Source organism: Nonomuraea sp. NPDC001684, assembly GCF_053596515.1.
Genome location: NZ_JBSFGJ010000233.1, coordinates 1 through 14,857, shown reverse-complemented (window position 1 = coordinate 14,857; position 14,857 = coordinate 1). Strand labels below are relative to the sequence as shown.

At 70.9% G+C, this 14,857-nt stretch carries 20 protein-coding genes and 1 pseudogene; 19 read left to right on the top strand and 2 right to left on the bottom strand.

Annotation, left to right across the window (positions count from 1 at the left end; all coding sequences use genetic code 11):
- Positions 1-231: 231 nt before the first annotated feature.
- From ACWCSD_RS31940 to ACWCSD_RS31905, 8 genes are all read left to right on the top strand, one after another.
- Positions 232-696: a hypothetical protein gene (locus tag ACWCSD_RS31940; RefSeq protein ID WP_449920406.1), complete on the top strand. Its 465-nt coding sequence runs from the start codon at positions 232-234 to the stop codon at positions 694-696.
- A complete protein-coding gene (locus tag ACWCSD_RS31935) occupies positions 693-1,013 on the top strand; it encodes a hypothetical protein (RefSeq protein ID WP_449920404.1) in 321 nt (106 codons plus the stop codon). The genes ACWCSD_RS31940 and ACWCSD_RS31935 overlap by 4 nt, the downstream gene beginning before the upstream one ends.
- A complete protein-coding gene (locus tag ACWCSD_RS31930; RefSeq protein ID WP_449920402.1) occupies positions 1,006-1,602 on the top strand; it encodes a hypothetical protein in 597 nt (198 codons plus the stop codon). The genes ACWCSD_RS31935 and ACWCSD_RS31930 overlap by 8 nt, the downstream gene beginning before the upstream one ends.
- Positions 1,599-1,838 (top strand): hypothetical protein, encoded by a 240-nt coding sequence (locus ACWCSD_RS31925; protein ID WP_449920399.1) that lies wholly within the window; start codon positions 1,599-1,601, stop codon positions 1,836-1,838. The genes ACWCSD_RS31930 and ACWCSD_RS31925 overlap by 4 nt, the downstream gene beginning before the upstream one ends.
- Before the next feature lie 223 nt (positions 1,839-2,061).
- Complete coding sequence (locus tag ACWCSD_RS31920) at positions 2,062-3,267, top strand: recombinase family protein (RefSeq protein ID WP_449920397.1); 1,206 nt, start codon at positions 2,062-2,064, stop codon at positions 3,265-3,267.
- Positions 3,264-3,650 carry a hypothetical protein gene (locus ACWCSD_RS31915; RefSeq protein WP_449920394.1) on the top strand — a complete coding sequence of 129 codons (387 nt, stop codon included), beginning with the start codon at positions 3,264-3,266 and terminating at the stop codon, positions 3,648-3,650. The genes ACWCSD_RS31920 and ACWCSD_RS31915 overlap by 4 nt, the downstream gene beginning before the upstream one ends.
- Before the next feature lie 93 nt (positions 3,651-3,743).
- Positions 3,744-4,436 (top strand): hypothetical protein, encoded by a 693-nt coding sequence (locus ACWCSD_RS31910; protein WP_449920391.1) that lies wholly within the window; start codon positions 3,744-3,746, stop codon positions 4,434-4,436.
- Between the two features lie 65 nt (positions 4,437-4,501).
- On the top strand, positions 4,502-5,041 hold the full coding sequence (locus ACWCSD_RS31905) for a hypothetical protein (protein ID WP_449920388.1): 540 nt from the start codon (positions 4,502-4,504) through the stop codon (positions 5,039-5,041).
- A 52-nt stretch (positions 5,042-5,093) separates the two neighbouring features.
- Here the strand turns inward: ACWCSD_RS31905 and ACWCSD_RS31900 are convergent, their stop codons facing one another.
- Positions 5,094-5,768 (bottom strand): GntR family transcriptional regulator, encoded by a 675-nt coding sequence (locus ACWCSD_RS31900; protein WP_449920385.1) that lies wholly within the window; start codon positions 5,766-5,768, stop codon positions 5,094-5,096.
- 208 nt (positions 5,769-5,976) lie between these two features.
- Between ACWCSD_RS31900 and ACWCSD_RS31895 the strand changes: the two genes are divergently transcribed.
- The 6 genes from ACWCSD_RS31895 to ACWCSD_RS31870 all read left to right on the top strand — a co-directional run bounded on the left by ACWCSD_RS31895 (position 5,977) and on the right by ACWCSD_RS31870 (position 11,008).
- Positions 5,977-6,291: a hypothetical protein gene (locus tag ACWCSD_RS31895; RefSeq protein WP_449920382.1), complete on the top strand. Its 315-nt coding sequence runs from the start codon at positions 5,977-5,979 to the stop codon at positions 6,289-6,291.
- A 17-nt stretch (positions 6,292-6,308) separates the two neighbouring features.
- A complete protein-coding gene (locus ACWCSD_RS31890) occupies positions 6,309-6,569 on the top strand; it encodes a hypothetical protein (protein WP_449920381.1) in 261 nt (86 codons plus the stop codon).
- Between the two features lie 3 nt (positions 6,570-6,572).
- Positions 6,573-6,806: a hypothetical protein gene (locus ACWCSD_RS31885; RefSeq protein ID WP_449920379.1), complete on the top strand. Its 234-nt coding sequence runs from the start codon at positions 6,573-6,575 to the stop codon at positions 6,804-6,806.
- 78 nt (positions 6,807-6,884) lie between these two features.
- Entirely contained in the window at positions 6,885-8,891 is a 2,007-nt protein-coding gene (locus ACWCSD_RS31880; protein ID WP_449920376.1) for an FtsK/SpoIIIE domain-containing protein, read from the top strand.
- A 446-nt stretch (positions 8,892-9,337) separates the two neighbouring features.
- Positions 9,338-10,519, top strand: coding sequence for a hypothetical protein (locus ACWCSD_RS31875; protein WP_449920373.1), 1,182 nt, complete (start codon positions 9,338-9,340; stop codon positions 10,517-10,519).
- Positions 10,520-10,573: 54 nt separating this feature from the next.
- A complete protein-coding gene (locus ACWCSD_RS31870) occupies positions 10,574-11,008 on the top strand; it encodes a hypothetical protein (RefSeq protein ID WP_449920371.1) in 435 nt (144 codons plus the stop codon).
- Between the two features lie 57 nt (positions 11,009-11,065).
- Here ACWCSD_RS31870 and ACWCSD_RS31865 read toward each other — a convergent pair whose 3' ends face one another.
- Positions 11,066-11,821, bottom strand: coding sequence for a hypothetical protein (locus tag ACWCSD_RS31865; RefSeq protein ID WP_449920368.1), 756 nt, complete (start codon positions 11,819-11,821; stop codon positions 11,066-11,068).
- Positions 11,822-11,897: 76 nt separating this feature from the next.
- On the opposite strand from ACWCSD_RS31865, the gene ACWCSD_RS31860 reads away from it, so the two are divergent.
- The 5 genes and pseudogenes from ACWCSD_RS31860 to ACWCSD_RS31840 all read left to right on the top strand — a co-directional run.
- The gene (locus ACWCSD_RS31860; RefSeq protein WP_449920365.1) at positions 11,898-12,461 is read left to right on the top strand and encodes a hypothetical protein; all 564 of its coding nucleotides are present in this window, start codon (positions 11,898-11,900) and stop codon (positions 12,459-12,461) included.
- 50 nt (positions 12,462-12,511) lie between these two features.
- Positions 12,512-12,778 carry a hypothetical protein gene (locus tag ACWCSD_RS31855; protein WP_449920362.1) on the top strand — a complete coding sequence of 89 codons (267 nt, stop codon included), beginning with the start codon at positions 12,512-12,514 and terminating at the stop codon, positions 12,776-12,778.
- Between the two features lie 16 nt (positions 12,779-12,794).
- Positions 12,795-13,217 (top strand): hypothetical protein, encoded by a 423-nt coding sequence (locus ACWCSD_RS31850; RefSeq protein WP_449920359.1) that lies wholly within the window; start codon positions 12,795-12,797, stop codon positions 13,215-13,217.
- A gap of 319 nt (positions 13,218-13,536) precedes the next feature.
- Positions 13,537-14,355 (top strand): AAA family ATPase, encoded by an 819-nt coding sequence (locus ACWCSD_RS31845; protein WP_449920357.1) that lies wholly within the window; start codon positions 13,537-13,539, stop codon positions 14,353-14,355.
- 2 nt (positions 14,356-14,357) lie between these two features.
- Positions 14,358-14,857 (top strand): annotated as a pseudogene (locus tag ACWCSD_RS31840) (hypothetical protein); the annotation flags it as partial.

Below are 14,857 nucleotides of genomic sequence, written 5' to 3'. Positions count from 1 at the left end.
GCGTTCGGCCGCCGCCAGCGAGCGTTCGAAGAGCACGTTGAGGTGGGTGGTGCCGCAGCGCCGGGCGAAGAACGCGCGCATGAAGCGGGGCAGCTAGCACGGGGAGACGCCCGGCTCCTGGTGCGTAAACGGCGACGGCGTCGAGACCACCGGGTTCATCCACCCCGCCCGCGTCCTCGCCCTCCGCGCCCAGCAGGCCAACCAGCCCGCCCCCCAGGAAGGACAGGTCGCATGACCAGCCCCACCACCCCGCGCCCCACCCAGGGCGCGGGGCCCCGCGACGAGACGGCCAGACTGCACGCCCGGATCGAGGCGCTCCAGGCCGACATCGACCTGCAAATCCGGCACCTCCGCGTCGAGAACGAGAAGCTGCGCGGCATGGTCGCCGTCCAGCAGCGGTTCGTCCCCGCCCTCCCCGAGCTCGACGGCGCCACCCCGATCACGTGGCGGCGCTGGGAGCCCGCCCTGCTCATGTCCCACATCGACCCCTCGTGCGAGCAGTGCGCTCACCCCGGCCCCCGGCAGATGGCCATCGGCCTGGCCGCACCACACCCCGGCCACCGGCCGCTCATCCGCTACCAGGCCAGCCGATGCCCCGCCTGCCAGGAGATGACCGTCTACCGGCGCGACACGGGCCCCAACCTCCGCACCACCTTGACCGAGATCGCCTACCACCCGCCCCAGGAGCCCAGATGATCACCGAGGAGCCGCCCGCGGGTTCCGTCGTCGCCATCGACTGGGGCGGCCCCCGCCAAGAGGTGTGGGTCGCCAACCGATCCAACCTCGGCAACTGGTACACCACCGACGCCATAGTCGGCGGCCACCCCACCTGGTGGGACGTGCAGCAGCGCGCCTCAGGCCGCACCCTCACCCTGCTCGTCGCCGGCGGCCTCGACACCTACCGGACCGGCTACCGGGCCGGGGTCGACGCCGCCGGCCAGGCCGTCGCCGAAGTCCTCGACAACCTCCGCCACTCCACCCCGCACCCGCAGAAGGGGCCCATCCGTGACTGACCGAATCGAACTGCTCGTCGAAGCCGGAGGGCTCGCCCTGCTCGTGCCCGGCGACGACCCCGCCGAAATTCACCGCCAGGCCGTCGAGTACGCGGCCGACGACGACATCACCGTGGACGCCACCGCGGCCGGCGTGCACGTGCGGTCGTTCCGCAGGCTGCCGTGGTGCGGGCCGGCCTGCTCCGGGTGCGGCGACGGCGTCCACTACGAGACCGTGCAGGACAGCACCGAAGGCGCGATCCGCGCCGCCCTCGTCGCCTGCCACATCTGCACCGACGCCGAGCGCGCCGCCCGCGCGGCCGCCGCCGAGGCGATCCGGTGCGAGTCCAAGTCGGCGTGGCTCAACATCGACCTCGGCCAGTGCCACGCCCCCGGCGTGGCCGTCATGACGTTCACGTGCGGCTACGGATGCGACCGCGCCCCGCAACGCGTCTGCGCCATGCACCGAGACGGCGCCATCGAGACGACGAAGGGCACCAGCACCATCGCGTTCTGCCGTACATGCGAGGAAGCCGGCCGCGGCGACGTGCCGATCCGGCTCCTGTCCTGCAAGCCCCTCACCACCGACACCCTGGAGGTTTCCCGATGACGATGACCAGCACCGAGCAGACCGCACTCACCGTCGAGCAGGGCGAGCAGGTGGCCGGGTACGTGGTGGTGAACGCCGAGGAGATCGGCGACGGCTCCGGGTGGATGACCCCGCGGATGCGCGCCACCGCCGAGCAGGCCGAGGCGGACCGCGACTACTGGCAGGAGGCGACCCGGACGACCGGGATGGACCTGCGGGTGGCCAAGCTCGTGCTCCTGGAGGAGGCCGTGGGTTGATCGGCCGGGGCTTGCTCTGCGCAGGGCGCGCATGGCACGTTAGGACTCGTTCCGATCGCGACCAAGCCCTCCGCATGCCGGGCATGGTTCACGGAATCACGGGCGGCGCCCTGTAGCGGCCGCCCGTTGGCCCCGCCGTAGCGGGGATGCTCCCCACGCACGTGGGGGTGAAGCCCTCCTCCGAGGGCTCCCATCGGCGTCTCCGCGAACGGCAAGGACGGCCATGTTCGATCCCCCTTTCGATCTCAGTGACCTCCCCGGCTACCAAGCCCCAACCAGCGCGCGGCAACCCAGGTCGGCGTTCCTGGGCCGCTGCTCCACCAAAGACAACCAGGACCCGCGCTCCTCGATCGCCGGGCAGCTCACCGAGTCCTCCATGCTCTTGGAGCCCGGCGAGGTGTTCGTCGCCCACTACTGGGACGTGGAGTCCGGCATGCTCGGCCTGGACGAGCGCAGCCAAGGCTCAACGGAGGATTACGCGCGGCTCGGCGTGCCCGTCCCCCGTGACGGCGGCCTGCGCGAGCTGCTGGAGTCGGTTGAGCGCGGCGAACTCGACCGGGTTGTGTGCGAACGCATCAGCCGCGTCGCCCGAGACACCTTGTCCAGCCTTCAGATCGAGCACCACCTCGCAGCTCGCGGGGTGCCGATCGAATGCGCCAACGAGCCCAGAGGCGGCATGACGACTGGCCGGCTCGAACTGCGCCGCACCGCGCAGGTCCGCGCCGAGATCTACCGGCACGAAGTGATGGAGCAGTCCATGCGCGGCCAGCGCCAGCACGCCGCCAACGGGTACCGCCACGGCCAGCCCTGCTACGGCTACATCGCCGTCGTGGACCCGGATGCTCCCCCGGCACCCAACCGCTTCGGCGGTGGCCGCCCCAAGATGCGGCTCGCCCTGCACCCGGACCAGCGCCGCGCCGACACTGTCCACGAGATGTTCCGGCTCCGTCGAGACGAGCAGCTCGAAGACGGCGAGATCGCCGAACTGCTGGTGGGCGGCCTGGACCGGCATCCGCTGGCCGAGGGGCAGGTGATGTGGAACGCGCGGCGGGTCCGCCGGACACTCACGCAACCCAAATACACCGGCTACCAGGTGTTCAACCGGTGCGCGGCCCGCACCAACCACCACCGGATCAACCCGATCACCGACTGGGTCTGGTCACGCGGCATCGCCCATCCGGTGATCGTGCCGATAGAGCAGTGGCACGAGACGCAACTGGTCACCGCGCGGATGCGCGAGCGCCGAGTCTCGGGATGGGATCGCCTGCACGCGGCCGCCGCCCAGCACGGCGTCGAGCTCACGAAGGTACGGCAGACAGAGAGCCATGTCCTGTACGAGGCCGCCGGCCACCGGTTCGTGTTGCCGCACGGGGATCTTCCGGCCGCGCTGACCGATGAAGTCCTCGCCATCCTGGAGATGGGCCCGTGACGGATAAGCCGCCTGTGACCGGCGAGGGTGTCGTCCTGCCTGCTGTTCGCCGGGAACGGCGGTGGATCACGCTCGCTGGCGAACACGGCGTCGTCGTCCATGGCCGCACACTGCGTGACCTCGCGGCGAGCGTGGAGCAGGCGCTTGCGCTGCTCTACGACACTCCGACGGCACCGCCTGTGCAAGTGGTGCCTCAGTCGCCTGAGCTCGATGCGCTCGCCGAGGCACGGCGGCGCTACGACACGGCGTTGCGCCACGCGGTGCAGGCGCTGCGTGCAGAGAGGACGTCGTGGACTGACATTGCGCTGGCCTGTCACGTGCGCGTCGCTGACGCGCAAGCCGCCACCAATCATCTCAGTACAACTGTAGACAACTGTACTTAGCACTAGTACAGTCACACTCAGCCCAATAAGAACGGGCCCTGGAGTTGCCTCTCCAGAGCCCGTCACAACGTCAAGCAGAGGTGACCTGCCGACATGACGAGCCTATCCCTCCCCCTGTGGGACGCCGCCCGCCTCGCCACCGCGCTGCGCGAGCACAATCTCCCCGGGCAGCGGTCAAAGACCGCGATCACGAGACTCCGTCGCGAACGCAACCGCCACCGGCCCGCCGCCGTCCCCCCGCCCACTGTGGTCGAACGCCTCCACGCCCACCTGATCGGCCGCTACACCGCCGAGATCCGTCGCCGCGGCGGCGAGACCGAGATTCCCGGCGACCGCTCTGACACCTTCCTCAGGGTGGCCGACCGTCACGACGGCCTGGTGCTCCTACACGCCGAAGGGTGGCGCTACTACTCCCGCCGCCACGGCTTCCACCGCGCATCCCTCTCCTACGTGTGCGGCCGAGAGGACGGGCAGCTCTGGGCCGTACGTGTCCCCGGCACCATCACCACCGTCGCCGAAGCCCTCGACTGGATCACCCCGAAGGCCGTCAAGGACGCCCGCGCCGCCGGACGACAGGTTTGGCGGCAAGGCGACGTCTACGCCGTCCAGACCAGCAAGCAGTACGACGGCCGCGGCGACTTGCCCGACAACCATGTCTGGGACAAAGACGCCCGCACTCTCACCCACCCCGAACACGGCACGCTCCTCCTACCTGGCCCCGTCAGGTTCGTACCGCAGAACGCGTACATGATGGGCCGCGGCGGTAGCCGCGCCTACGCCGACTAACACCTCTCGGCCCCGCGCCACCCGGTCCGGGGCCGCCACATGCAAGACCACAAGGAGCTGACCACGTGAGCATCGACAAGCTGCCCGCCAACCCGCGCATCCAGGTCCGCGTGGACGACACCACCGCCGAGTGGCTAGCCGACCGCGCCACCCGCATGCACAGCGAGAGCACCAACATCCAGGCCAAGACCGAGCTGGGCATGTGGCGCGACGCCCTCGCCTACGAAGTACGCCGCATCCGCCTCACGCTCAACCACGCCCTTTGCCTCGCGGACGTTCTGAACGGCCATGTGATCACCCCTGGCCTCGGCTATCGGCCCGGCATCGTCTACGCCGAGTGCTACGACGCGTTCCATCTCGCCGACGAGGGCAGTCCCGTCCCTGGCTACTCCACGTACGGCAAGAAGTGGGATATCGACGAGAGGGCCTTCCTCGAATACCTGGGGAAGCTCTCCCCTATCGCTGATCACGCCCTGTTGGACGCGATCAACCGCTGGTGGGCTCTCCAGAGCGAGGAGCCAGACCTGGACGATGCCGAAGCGTTCACGCGCGTCGGGCTGCGCCTCATCGAGGAGCCCACCACAGAGGCCCCGACAACGGCCTGATGACGCAAGCTTCATCAGCAGAGGGCCCCGCTCCGGCGGGGCTTTCCTCATTTCACGCCTCCGGATACTCCGGGGTGAGGTCGTACTGGAGCCGGTACCGATCACCCGGCCACACCTCGACCCGCAGCGCCAAGATCCGCTCCTGCGCGTACAGGACGGTCTCCTGCTCCAGCACCGGCGTCACCGGCAGCAGGTCGAGGGCGCTGCTCTCCTCCACGGTCGGCATCCGCGCCACAGTCTGCGCCTCACCGCGGGTGACGCGTATCCCGGCCTGCGCCAGCAGGACCACGTCAGCGTGCGGCAACGGCTCATGCGAAGCGAGCTGAGGAACGGCGTCCGTCACCGACTTCGACCAGAACGTCTCAGAGATGCGCCCGCCGATCGTGCGCCGGCAGAACACGCCAGGCTCGTTCGGCTCCTGCGCCTGCAGCGCGATCGGCGCGGCCACGCGCGTCACGGTCAGGTGCGCCCCGAACTCCCGGTTGGCCAAGTCCAGGCGCGTCGGGTAGGGCTCCCGCTCGTAGGCGCGGACGAACACGCCACGCTTGGGCGCCGAGGCCACCAGCCCCTGGGCGGCAAGATCCTCCATGGCCCGCTGCACCGTGTTGCGCGACACCCCATACCGCTCACGCAACTCGTTCTCGCTCGGCAGCTTCTCCCCCGGAGCCAGCCGCTCCACGCCAGGAGGCAGAGGGCCGCCGACGATCGCCGCGCGCACGTCCTTCACGATCCGCTCGTACGGATGTCCTCCGGCCATCAGGTGTGCCCATCCCATCGCTGTCGGTGGCGTGCCGACACCAAGAGTGCCAGCAGGTGAGGCCACACGGGTATCGGCTTGGCCCAACAACGTCAACAACTCCCCTTGTCGAACTACACCCTTCAAGTTAACTTGTAAGGTGTAATCCGCCAAGAGAGAACGCGCCGGGAGGCCGAGAATGAGCGTCACCTTCATGATCTGGCTGATCGTCTTCGTCGGCCTGCCGCTGGGCTCCTCCATCGCCACCGGCACCGAGACCACCCCCGCGCAGCTGCTCGACAACCTGCGCGCCATGACGCCGGCCGCGCGCCTGCGCGCGGTCGCCACCGTCCTGTACGGCGTCGGCGGCGGGTTCGCCCTCACCGTCCGCGAGGTCGCGCGCATCGGCGCCATCGCCACCGCCGCACTCGCCGTCGCCGCCGGCCTGGTGCTCCTCACGATCGCCTGGCGGCTGGGGCTCCTCACCGGCCTGCCGATCCCCTCCCCTGCCTAACCCGCCAGGAGCCCGTCATGATCCTGCCCGCCCGCCACACCTGCCCGGCCTGCCGCGGCGACGGCGCCACCAGCTACCCCCTGCGCGACACGCTGGCCGTCGTGCGCTGCTGGACCTGTCGAGGCCGGGGACACGTCCGGGACTGGACCGGCTTCCAGATCCGCGCCCTCGACGCCGCGGCGCTGGTCGCCGCCCTGGCCACGCTCGGCGCGGCCGCCGCCTACACCGCCGGACTTCCCCTGATCCCCGCCACCCTCCTCGCCTTCCTGGAGAGCTGACCCATGGACAAGATCGACCGCTACGTCGTGGCCGCCGGCAGCGTTGCCATGGCCGTCCTGATCACCGTCTTGCCCGAGTGCAGTGTCGCCGCCAAGCTCGCGGCGGCCGCCTATCTCACGCTGTTGATCGTCGGCGTGTTCGTGGCCGTGATGGTCAACGTCCGAAAGACCGACCGGCGCTCGCGCGCCTCTCTGACGCCTGACCAGCGGCGCAAGGCCGACCAAGGCCGCCGCTGAAGATGTTCCCGCGCGGGAACTACTGATCTTGAAGAGACTCGCCCTACCGCTCGACCTCGCACGATGAAGGAGCTCCCCGTGGTTCACCGGCCCCTCGACCGGCAGGCCCCCACCGTCGAGCCCGCCGACGCCGTGCTCGACGGCAAGCTCATCCCCCGCCCCGTTCACGGCCTGGCACCCCGTCCCGCCTGGACCGCGCCCCTGGTCAAGCCTGCCTTCATCCGCGACCCCGCCCAGACCGCCCGCGCCATGCTGCGCGCAGGCGTCCGCGTCCCCGTCCGCTTCCCCACGGCCGTCCTGCGCGGCTCCGGCCGAGCCCTCGTCGCCTGGTGGCGCTGGGTGCAGGCCGAGGAGGAACTCGCCACGCTCCTCCGCACCGGCACCATCACCCCCAAGGACCTGAAGGAGATCGCCGAACTGCGCAAGGCCCGCCGGACGTCCACCATCTACACCCTCGGCAGCAGCGGCGCGGGCGGCCTCATCCTGCACGCCACCCAGGGGGTAGGCGCGACGCTCCTGGCGGGCTTCGCCGGCGTGCTCGGCCTTGCCGCTGCCGGCCGCCGCACCGATCCCGCCGCCGCGCTGCCCGGCCTGCCCGCGGTCGGGTCGGCCGAGCCGTCCCCCGACGTCGCGGTCACCAACGAGGTGCTGACGGACGCGTTCGTCGCCGCCGGGATCATCAAGGCCGGCCAGGTGGTGAAGCTGGTCAGCCTCCCCCACCACGACGGCAAGGCGCTGACGGTGGTGGCCGAACTCCCGAAGGGCAAGACCGGCGCCCAGGTCGGCGAGACGAAGGCGCACGCGGCGCTCGCGTCCGCGTTCGGCGTCGACGTCGCCCAGCTCGACGTCGAGCGGGTGAAGGGCAACGCGCGGCTCGTGTCGCTGTGGCTGTCCGACGACGACCCGTACGACCGGCCCGCCCGTCGCTCGCCGCTGGTCGACGCCGAGGCGTGGGATCTGTGGCAGCCGGTCCCGATCGGCGTGGACAAGCGGGGCCGCATCGTCTACCTGCCGCTGGTGTTCACGAGCGTGCTCGTCGGCTCGATGCCGCGCATGGGCAAGACCGTCTATCTGCGCGCGCTGGCGATGGCGGCCGCGCTCGACCCCTCCGCCCGGTTGTTCATCTGGGATGGCAAGGGCGGCAAGGACTTCGCGCCGTTCAAGGACCTGTGCCACGGCTACGGCAAGGGCGTGCGCGGCGACACCGTCGAGCGGCTCGTGTTCGCGCTGCGGGGCCTGGTCGCCGACATGAACGACCGGTACGAGCGGCTGGAGGAGTTCGACGACGACGTGTGCCCCGACAGCAAGGTCACGCCGGAGATGACCGCGGACCCGTCCCTCGGGATGGGGTTCACCGTGGTCATTCTGGACGAGGTCCAGCGCTACCTGGAGGACCCCGTCTGGGGTGAGGAGATCACCGAGGCCCTGACCGACCTGGCCAAGGTCGGCCCGGCGCTCGGGTTCGTCATCATCCTGGCGACGCAGAAGCCGGACGCCGAAACCATCCCCGACTCGCTGCGCGGGCAGCTCGGCACCCGGATCGCGCTGCGCACGATGACCTACCAGGCGTCGGAGACGATCCTGGGCACCGGCACCAGCAAGGCCGGCCACAACGCGGCCGACTTCGCCCTGCACCACAAGGGGTGGGCGTTGCTGCGCGGCGCTGAGGACATCGACCTCGGGGCGGACGTGGTCACGCTTCACGGCTACTTCGCGAACGTGCCCGACGCCCGCCAGGTGGCCGCGCGGGCGGCGGCGCTGCGCCAGGCCGCAGGGACGCTGCCCGGCAAGGTCTCGGCAGGCAGGCCGGATGGGCGGGAGCGGATTCCTGCGCTCCTGGCCGACATCGCCGACCTGGCCGACGCCGACGCCGGCCCGCGCCTGTCCACCACCGGGATCATCGACAAGCTCGGGCTCGACATGTCGGCCAAGGCTCTCGGCGCGCAGCTCGCCCGCTGGGGCTGCCCTGTGGACCGGCAGCAGATCAACGGCCGCGAGGTCCGCGGCCCGGCCACCGCCGACATCCGCGCCGCCGTGCACCGCATCACGCACGGCGGCCCCGTCGAAACCATCCGCTCCGCCTAGAACCCCTGGTGAGAGGACCATCGTCATGGCGAAGAAGACGCCCGACCCGCTCGACATGCTCAACCGGCTCGGCGCCAAATGTCGCCCAGCCTGTTCGGCGACACCGGCGGCCGAATCATCTGCGCCAACTGCCGCACGAGCCCGTGCGCATGCGTCGACTGCGGCGTGTGCGGCTTCGGCCTCATGGACGGTGAGTGCCCGAGGGGCTGTGACCAATCCACCGGATGACGCGCCGACCGATCCGCCGGCCCGACGCTTCGCCGGGCCGCCCCGGCGGATCGGACCGGCGGATTGAATCCCGCCGCCACCTGCGGAAACACCGCGTGGTCGGCGGGTCGGCAGATACGCCGCCGCCCTGCCAAGATCCACTCCGTTTCCTCGCCCCGACCCTCATCTGCCCACCCGCCGACTTGACCGCCCCTCCCCCTGCTTGAAGGTGACTGACAGTGAGTAAGACCCGTGAGCTTGACCGCGACCTCCTCGGCGACGTGCTGTTCCTCGGCATCGGCGCCGTGGTGCTGTGGGTCAGCTTCGACACGTTGACCCACCTCGCCGAGCTGTCGGGATGGGCCACCGTCTGGGTACTGCCGAACGGCTGGACGATCCGGATGGCGTGGGCGCTGCCCGTGGCGGTGGACTTCTACGCCATCGCCACCGCGCGGGCCTGGCTGATGCGCCGCAAGTGGGTCAGCCAGGCCACCCGCGATCACGCCCGGCTCGGCGCCTGGTGGGCGATCGGCGGCAGCGTGGTACTGAACTCGGTCTCGCACGCCCTGACGATGCTTCGGTACCGCGCGGAGTCCGGGCACGGCGTGATCCTGGCGGTACTGATCGGCGCGGTACCACCCGTGGTACTGGCCGCCATCGCGCACCTGCGCGCCCTACAGAACCAGGACCGCGCCGAGGCGGCCGAGCGGGACCGGGCCCGCGCCGAGCGCGCGGCCGAGCAGCAGGCCCGCCGCCTTGAGGCGAAGTCCGGTACCGGCGCCCGGCCCAACCCCGGTACCGGGACGCCGGTACCGCAGAGCCCCGGCACCGGGGCGGTACCGGCCCCTGCCGGTACCGGTACCGCTCCGGTACCGGCGGTCGCCCCCGGGACCAGTACCGCCCCAGCAACCGGTACCGGTCCGGGAAACCCCCTCGTGCCGCCGCGCCCCCGCCCGTCTCGAACGGCCCGGCCTGCCCCGGCCCCCCCCCCCCACCAGGAGCAGGAGCCCGACGCCGACAAGGGCACCACCCTGCTCACCGCCCAGGACCTCGACTTCGCCGAGCAGTTCATGAAGACCAACCCCGGCGTCACGCCGACCAAGCAGAACCTCATGGACGGCGGCATGGGCAGCAACCGAGCCCTGAGAATCCGGGCCTACATCGAGACCGCCGTCAAGGCGGCCGGAACCAGTACCGCCGCCCAGGCCGGTACCCGCCCGGCCGGCGCCCGTCCCGAGAAGCCGGTACCGGCCGACACCGGTACCGCTACCCCCCTGCCCGCCGGTACCGATTCCGGCGGTACCGAACCCGACTCCCCCAGGCCCGCCGATACCGATCCCAGCGGTACCGGAGCCAACTCCCCCGAGCCCGCCGGCACTGACGCCTCCGACGCCGGTACCGACACCGCCGTCAACCAGTAACCCCTCCCGGTACCGCCCGCGCGGTACCGGGACCGCCCCCGGGAGGAACCCGCCATGCTCAACCTGATCACCCGCAACCGCGCCGACGCCCCCACGGCCGAGCCCGCCGAGCCTGCGCCGATCGCCCGCCGTACCCGCCCCACCCGGCCCGCGCCTGACCTCCTGACCATCCACAGGAAGGCGCTCGCCCTCGCCGTCAGCAACCTCGTGCTCAGCCCCCGCAATCAAGCCCGGGGCCCCGAGAGCCGGCTTGGCTCACTGCACGACGACATCGAGGCCCTGGCGGGCTGGCTCGCTGACGCCCCGGACGGAACGGACTACGACACCCGCGTGGAAGCGCTGGAGGCCCACATCACCATCTACGGCGGAAAGGCGGACAGCTACTGGGCGGAGGAGAGAGGCAGGTGGGAAAGCCGCAGCTCTGGTCAGGCGCTCGTCCTCCACGCCCAGAAGACCTATGACCAGATCGTGAGGCTCACCACCTCCTGACCGGCCAAGCGGAAGGGGCGGCACCCGCGCGGGGTGCCGCCCCTTTGCATGTGACCGTCAGGCCGCCGCCGGCACCGTCCGGACCGGCACCCCCGCCGCCTCCAACGCGGCCCGCACCCTGGCCAGGCTGCACCCCAACGTCGCGGCCGCCCCACGACCGCCCGTCTCCCGCACCAAGGCCACCAGCTTGGCCGCCTTCGGCAACCGGGTGATCCCCTCACGCTCCAGCGCGGCCTTCACCCGGCCCGGCGAACACTCCAGCTCGGCGGCCAGCCGACGCATCGAGCCGGCCCGGTCGTACGCCAACGCCAGCGCCTCCCCCGCCGGGATCGGACGGCGGCCGTACCCGAGGGCCCGCAGCTCCCGCCGGACGTGCCCCTCGGAGAAGCCGGTCATGATGGCGATTGCCCCGGCCGGCCACCCCTGCCCCGCGAGAATGGCCGCCCGGTGCCGGTCGAACCGGCGCCGCCGGCCGCCAGGCGGACAGCCGCCCGGCCGCAGCGGCAGCCCGGCCTCGGCCACGATGTTCCGGATCGACTGGGCCGACACCCCGAACCGGGCCCGCAACGCGGCCGTCTTCTCCCCCGCCCGGTAAGCGGCCACGATCGCCTGCCGCGTCCCGGCGGGGATGCGCTTGGTCGACGGGCCGCCGCGCGGCCGCATCGCCACCCCCGCGGCGACCAGCGCCTCATGGACGGCGGTGTGGGACCAGCCGAGACGGACGCCGATCGTCCGCACGCTCAGCCGCTCATCAAGGTAGAGACGCCGGGCCTCATCGACATCGAGGACACGGCGGGGAGGGGTCGCGTTCACGCCCCCGACCATGCCGAAACGGGGCGCTTACGTCGCGCCGGGACGCTACCGCGCGGCCGGTCTACCGTGCCCGGCCATGACGAAGACCCACATCAACCGCGGCCTCGCCCAGCAGATCGCCGCCAAGGCGGCCCGCCGCGTCGACCAGGTCGCCGACGACGTCGCCCAGGCCGCCCGCGACAACGCCCCGGCGGCGAAGACTTGGGTCACCGACGCCGACGAGCAGGTGCGCCCCTCCCACGCCGAAGCCCACGGCCAGACCATCCCCGCCAACATCGACTTCCGGCTCACGGCCATGGAGTACGAGCCGAAGGGGCGCGGCCGCGGCGGGAAGGCACTCAACCCGGATGGCGGCTGGAAGCTCCTGGAAGGCGTGTGGGACGTCGGCGACCACCCGCGCGACGAACGCCTCCCCTACCACCAGACGGTGAACTGCCGGTGCCGCGCCGTCGACCTGCCCGGCGCCATCGCCTCCCGCGTCCACACCACCCCAGCGCACTCGAACGGCCGGACCATCACCGCCACCGTGTCAGTGTCGTTCGCGCGGATCGGCGAGTCCGAGCACTCCGAACGCGGCGGCGGCTGGCTCGCCGCGGCCGCCCGTCAAGCAGCTGCGCACGCCCGCGCGAGGCGACGTTAAGCCCGAGAACCGGCATCCTCCCGGCGACCAGCACCAACCCGGGAGGAACCATGTCCGAGCAGCGCGTCAGCTTCACCCTCGCCCACCCGCTCCGCACCGAGGACGCCGAGGACCTGGGCCTGGAGCCGCAGGTCTACCAGGCCGGCGAACGGCTCATCCTGAACAGGCGGGAGGCGATGCGGCTGGTGGGCGCCGGGTACGTGCTCGGCGCTGAGCCGTCCAAGCCCGCGACCGTTCAGGCCGCGCTCACCCCGGTCAAGACCAGCCCGGCCGTCAAGCCCGCGCTCGGCAAGGCCGAGACCGGCAAGAGCGAGTAGGCAGGCCAGCACCCTCATGCATTCGATCGCTGACGCCGACCCGACCCCGCCCGCCCTCGACGTGTTGACCGGCAGTGCCCGCCTGGCGGCCGAGCTGGGCAGCGCGGGCCGGGTCGGCGCCAAGCATGTGCCGCCGTACCCGCGCCTGCGGGTACGGCCGACGCCCGGCGGCAGCGAGAACCTGCACACCAAGGAAGTGGTCGTCCGGCTGAAGTTGGAGGCGCTCGACTCGATCGAGGCACCGGTGGGGGAGTGGCGACTACGGCGCATCCTGTACGTGGCACTGGAGGAGCTGACGACCCTGACGAGCCTGCCGCGCGAGGACGGCCAGGTCGTCGTCACCGAAGTCCGGTCAGCGGTGGGCGGCGGCCCGGTCGAGGAGGCGGACGGCCGCAGTCGCTACATCGCCACAGTGGCCCTCTACTGCCACCCCGGCTAGGCGTTAATGATCTTGTCGCACATGTGCGACAAGATCATTTCCCGGGGGGAGGCGTCACCTCCGACGCTCCACGGCGCAGCCCAAAGCGCCGGTATGCTCGGCGTCGAACCAGTGATGAGGTTTGGAAAGGCCGCCGCTCCGACCAAGAGTGGCGGCCTTTTCTGTCCGGCGACGCCGCTCTTGTCCGAGACCCCAAGTGAACAACTCTCTAGGATGTCCTTCGTGCGACTCCCGCCGCCCCTCTTTCCGGCCGGGCTCGCCGCCTCATCACTGGAAGGACATCCATGTACGTCACGCACCGCTCGGCGAGGTGGAGCCGGTGAGCCAGCCGACTGCCCCCGTCCAGCTCAACCGCGAGGAAGTTGAAAAGCAGCTCGCCGTCCTGTACGCCCTGATGTCGCCCGAGGAACGCGCGTTCCTTGAGGTGATCGTCGCCGCAGTCAAGGCCAACGGCAAGCCCATCAGGATCACCATCGGCAACCTGAAGGGCGGCGTCAACAAGACCACGACCGCCGTCTTCCTCGCCCTCCTGCTCGCCTTCACCGGGGAAAACGTCCTCCTGGTGGACGGCGACGGCACCAACAACTCCTGCCTGCTATGGAAGCTCGGCGCGGGGGAGCACTGGCCGGTCAACCTCCAAGTCATGGCGTGGGGGACACCGGACCTGGCCAAGCGCATCAAGGCGATGGAGGGCCAGTTCTTCCATCTCGTCGTAGACACCGGCCCCCAGCACAAGGGCGTTCTGGAGTCCGCGCTGTACGTGACGGACACTCTTCTGATCCCGTGCCAGTCCACTCCGATGGACACGTCCCAGCTCGACCCGACGTTCGAGCTCGCCGAACGAATCGACGCGATCAAGGAACTGGCCAGCGTGGTCATGTTCGCCCGCGCCAAGAAGCCCGGCGGTAAGGACACCCACCTCACCAGGAAGTCGTACGCCCGGCTCGCGGAGAAGAAGCGTCCAGTCCTACCGATGCCGCTGTACGACAACGGCAAGTACGCCGAGGCGTTCCCGGTCTTCCCCCGCGAATGGGTCCAATACCCGGAGATCCTGGCCGAGATCGTCGCGTTCGCTCTCGACCTGGACGAGGTGCCCGCCGACCCTAAGAAGGCGGCCAGCCTTGACGGAGGGAACTAGGGGTGACGGAGACCATGACCCAACCGAGCGAGCGTGAGCGCCCCAAGCGGCAGCGCACCGGGGGCGGCCGCAGCGGGGAAGACCGTGCCGACGAAGCGTTCAATGCGCTCGACAAGGCGAAGGAGGAACTGGCCAAGCTCAACGCCACCGGAGATGGGGGAGTAGGGGCCGGCGTCCTCGACCTCTCGCCAAACCCGGAGCTTGTCGGCACGGTGCTCGGCGTACCGCAGCCCGCGTTCCAGGTCCCGACCGGCCCGCAGTACGAGGACGCGCCCGCCACTGCCGACCCGCGAGACAAGCTGATTCACTACGAGCGGATCATCATGGGCGCCCAGGAAGCCCACGACGGTGCCGTGGAGCGCGCAGACCGGTACCTGACCCTCACGCAGGGCCTGGCGCTGGAGGCCGTCAAGAAGGACGACCTATGGCTGATCGGCGACGGCCGCGTCACGGTCAACGGCCAGGTCGTGCGCCGCTTCGGCGCCAAGGTCGACCCCGCCGC

Coding starts and splice junctions, on each gene's coding strand:
- ACWCSD_RS31895 (WP_449920382.1), top strand. CDS start 5,977: ATGAGCGTCACCTTCATGATCTGGCTGATCGTCTTCGTCGGCCTGCCG.
- ACWCSD_RS31855 (WP_449920362.1), top strand. CDS start 12,512: ATGTCCGAGCAGCGCGTCAGCTTCACCCTCGCCCACCCGCTCCGCACC.
- ACWCSD_RS31860 (WP_449920365.1), top strand. CDS start 11,898: ATGACGAAGACCCACATCAACCGCGGCCTCGCCCAGCAGATCGCCGCC.
- ACWCSD_RS31885 (WP_449920379.1), top strand. CDS start 6,573: ATGGACAAGATCGACCGCTACGTCGTGGCCGCCGGCAGCGTTGCCATG.
- ACWCSD_RS31935 (WP_449920404.1), top strand. CDS start 693: ATGATCACCGAGGAGCCGCCCGCGGGTTCCGTCGTCGCCATCGACTGG.
- ACWCSD_RS31920 (WP_449920397.1), top strand. CDS start 2,062: ATGTTCGATCCCCCTTTCGATCTCAGTGACCTCCCCGGCTACCAAGCC.
- ACWCSD_RS31910 (WP_449920391.1), top strand. CDS start 3,744: ATGACGAGCCTATCCCTCCCCCTGTGGGACGCCGCCCGCCTCGCCACC.
- ACWCSD_RS31925 (WP_449920399.1), top strand. CDS start 1,599: ATGACGATGACCAGCACCGAGCAGACCGCACTCACCGTCGAGCAGGGC.
- ACWCSD_RS31870 (WP_449920371.1), top strand. CDS start 10,574: ATGCTCAACCTGATCACCCGCAACCGCGCCGACGCCCCCACGGCCGAG.
- ACWCSD_RS31940 (WP_449920406.1), top strand. CDS start 232: ATGACCAGCCCCACCACCCCGCGCCCCACCCAGGGCGCGGGGCCCCGC.
- ACWCSD_RS31850 (WP_449920359.1), top strand. CDS start 12,795: ATGCATTCGATCGCTGACGCCGACCCGACCCCGCCCGCCCTCGACGTG.
- ACWCSD_RS31890 (WP_449920381.1), top strand. CDS start 6,309: ATGATCCTGCCCGCCCGCCACACCTGCCCGGCCTGCCGCGGCGACGGC.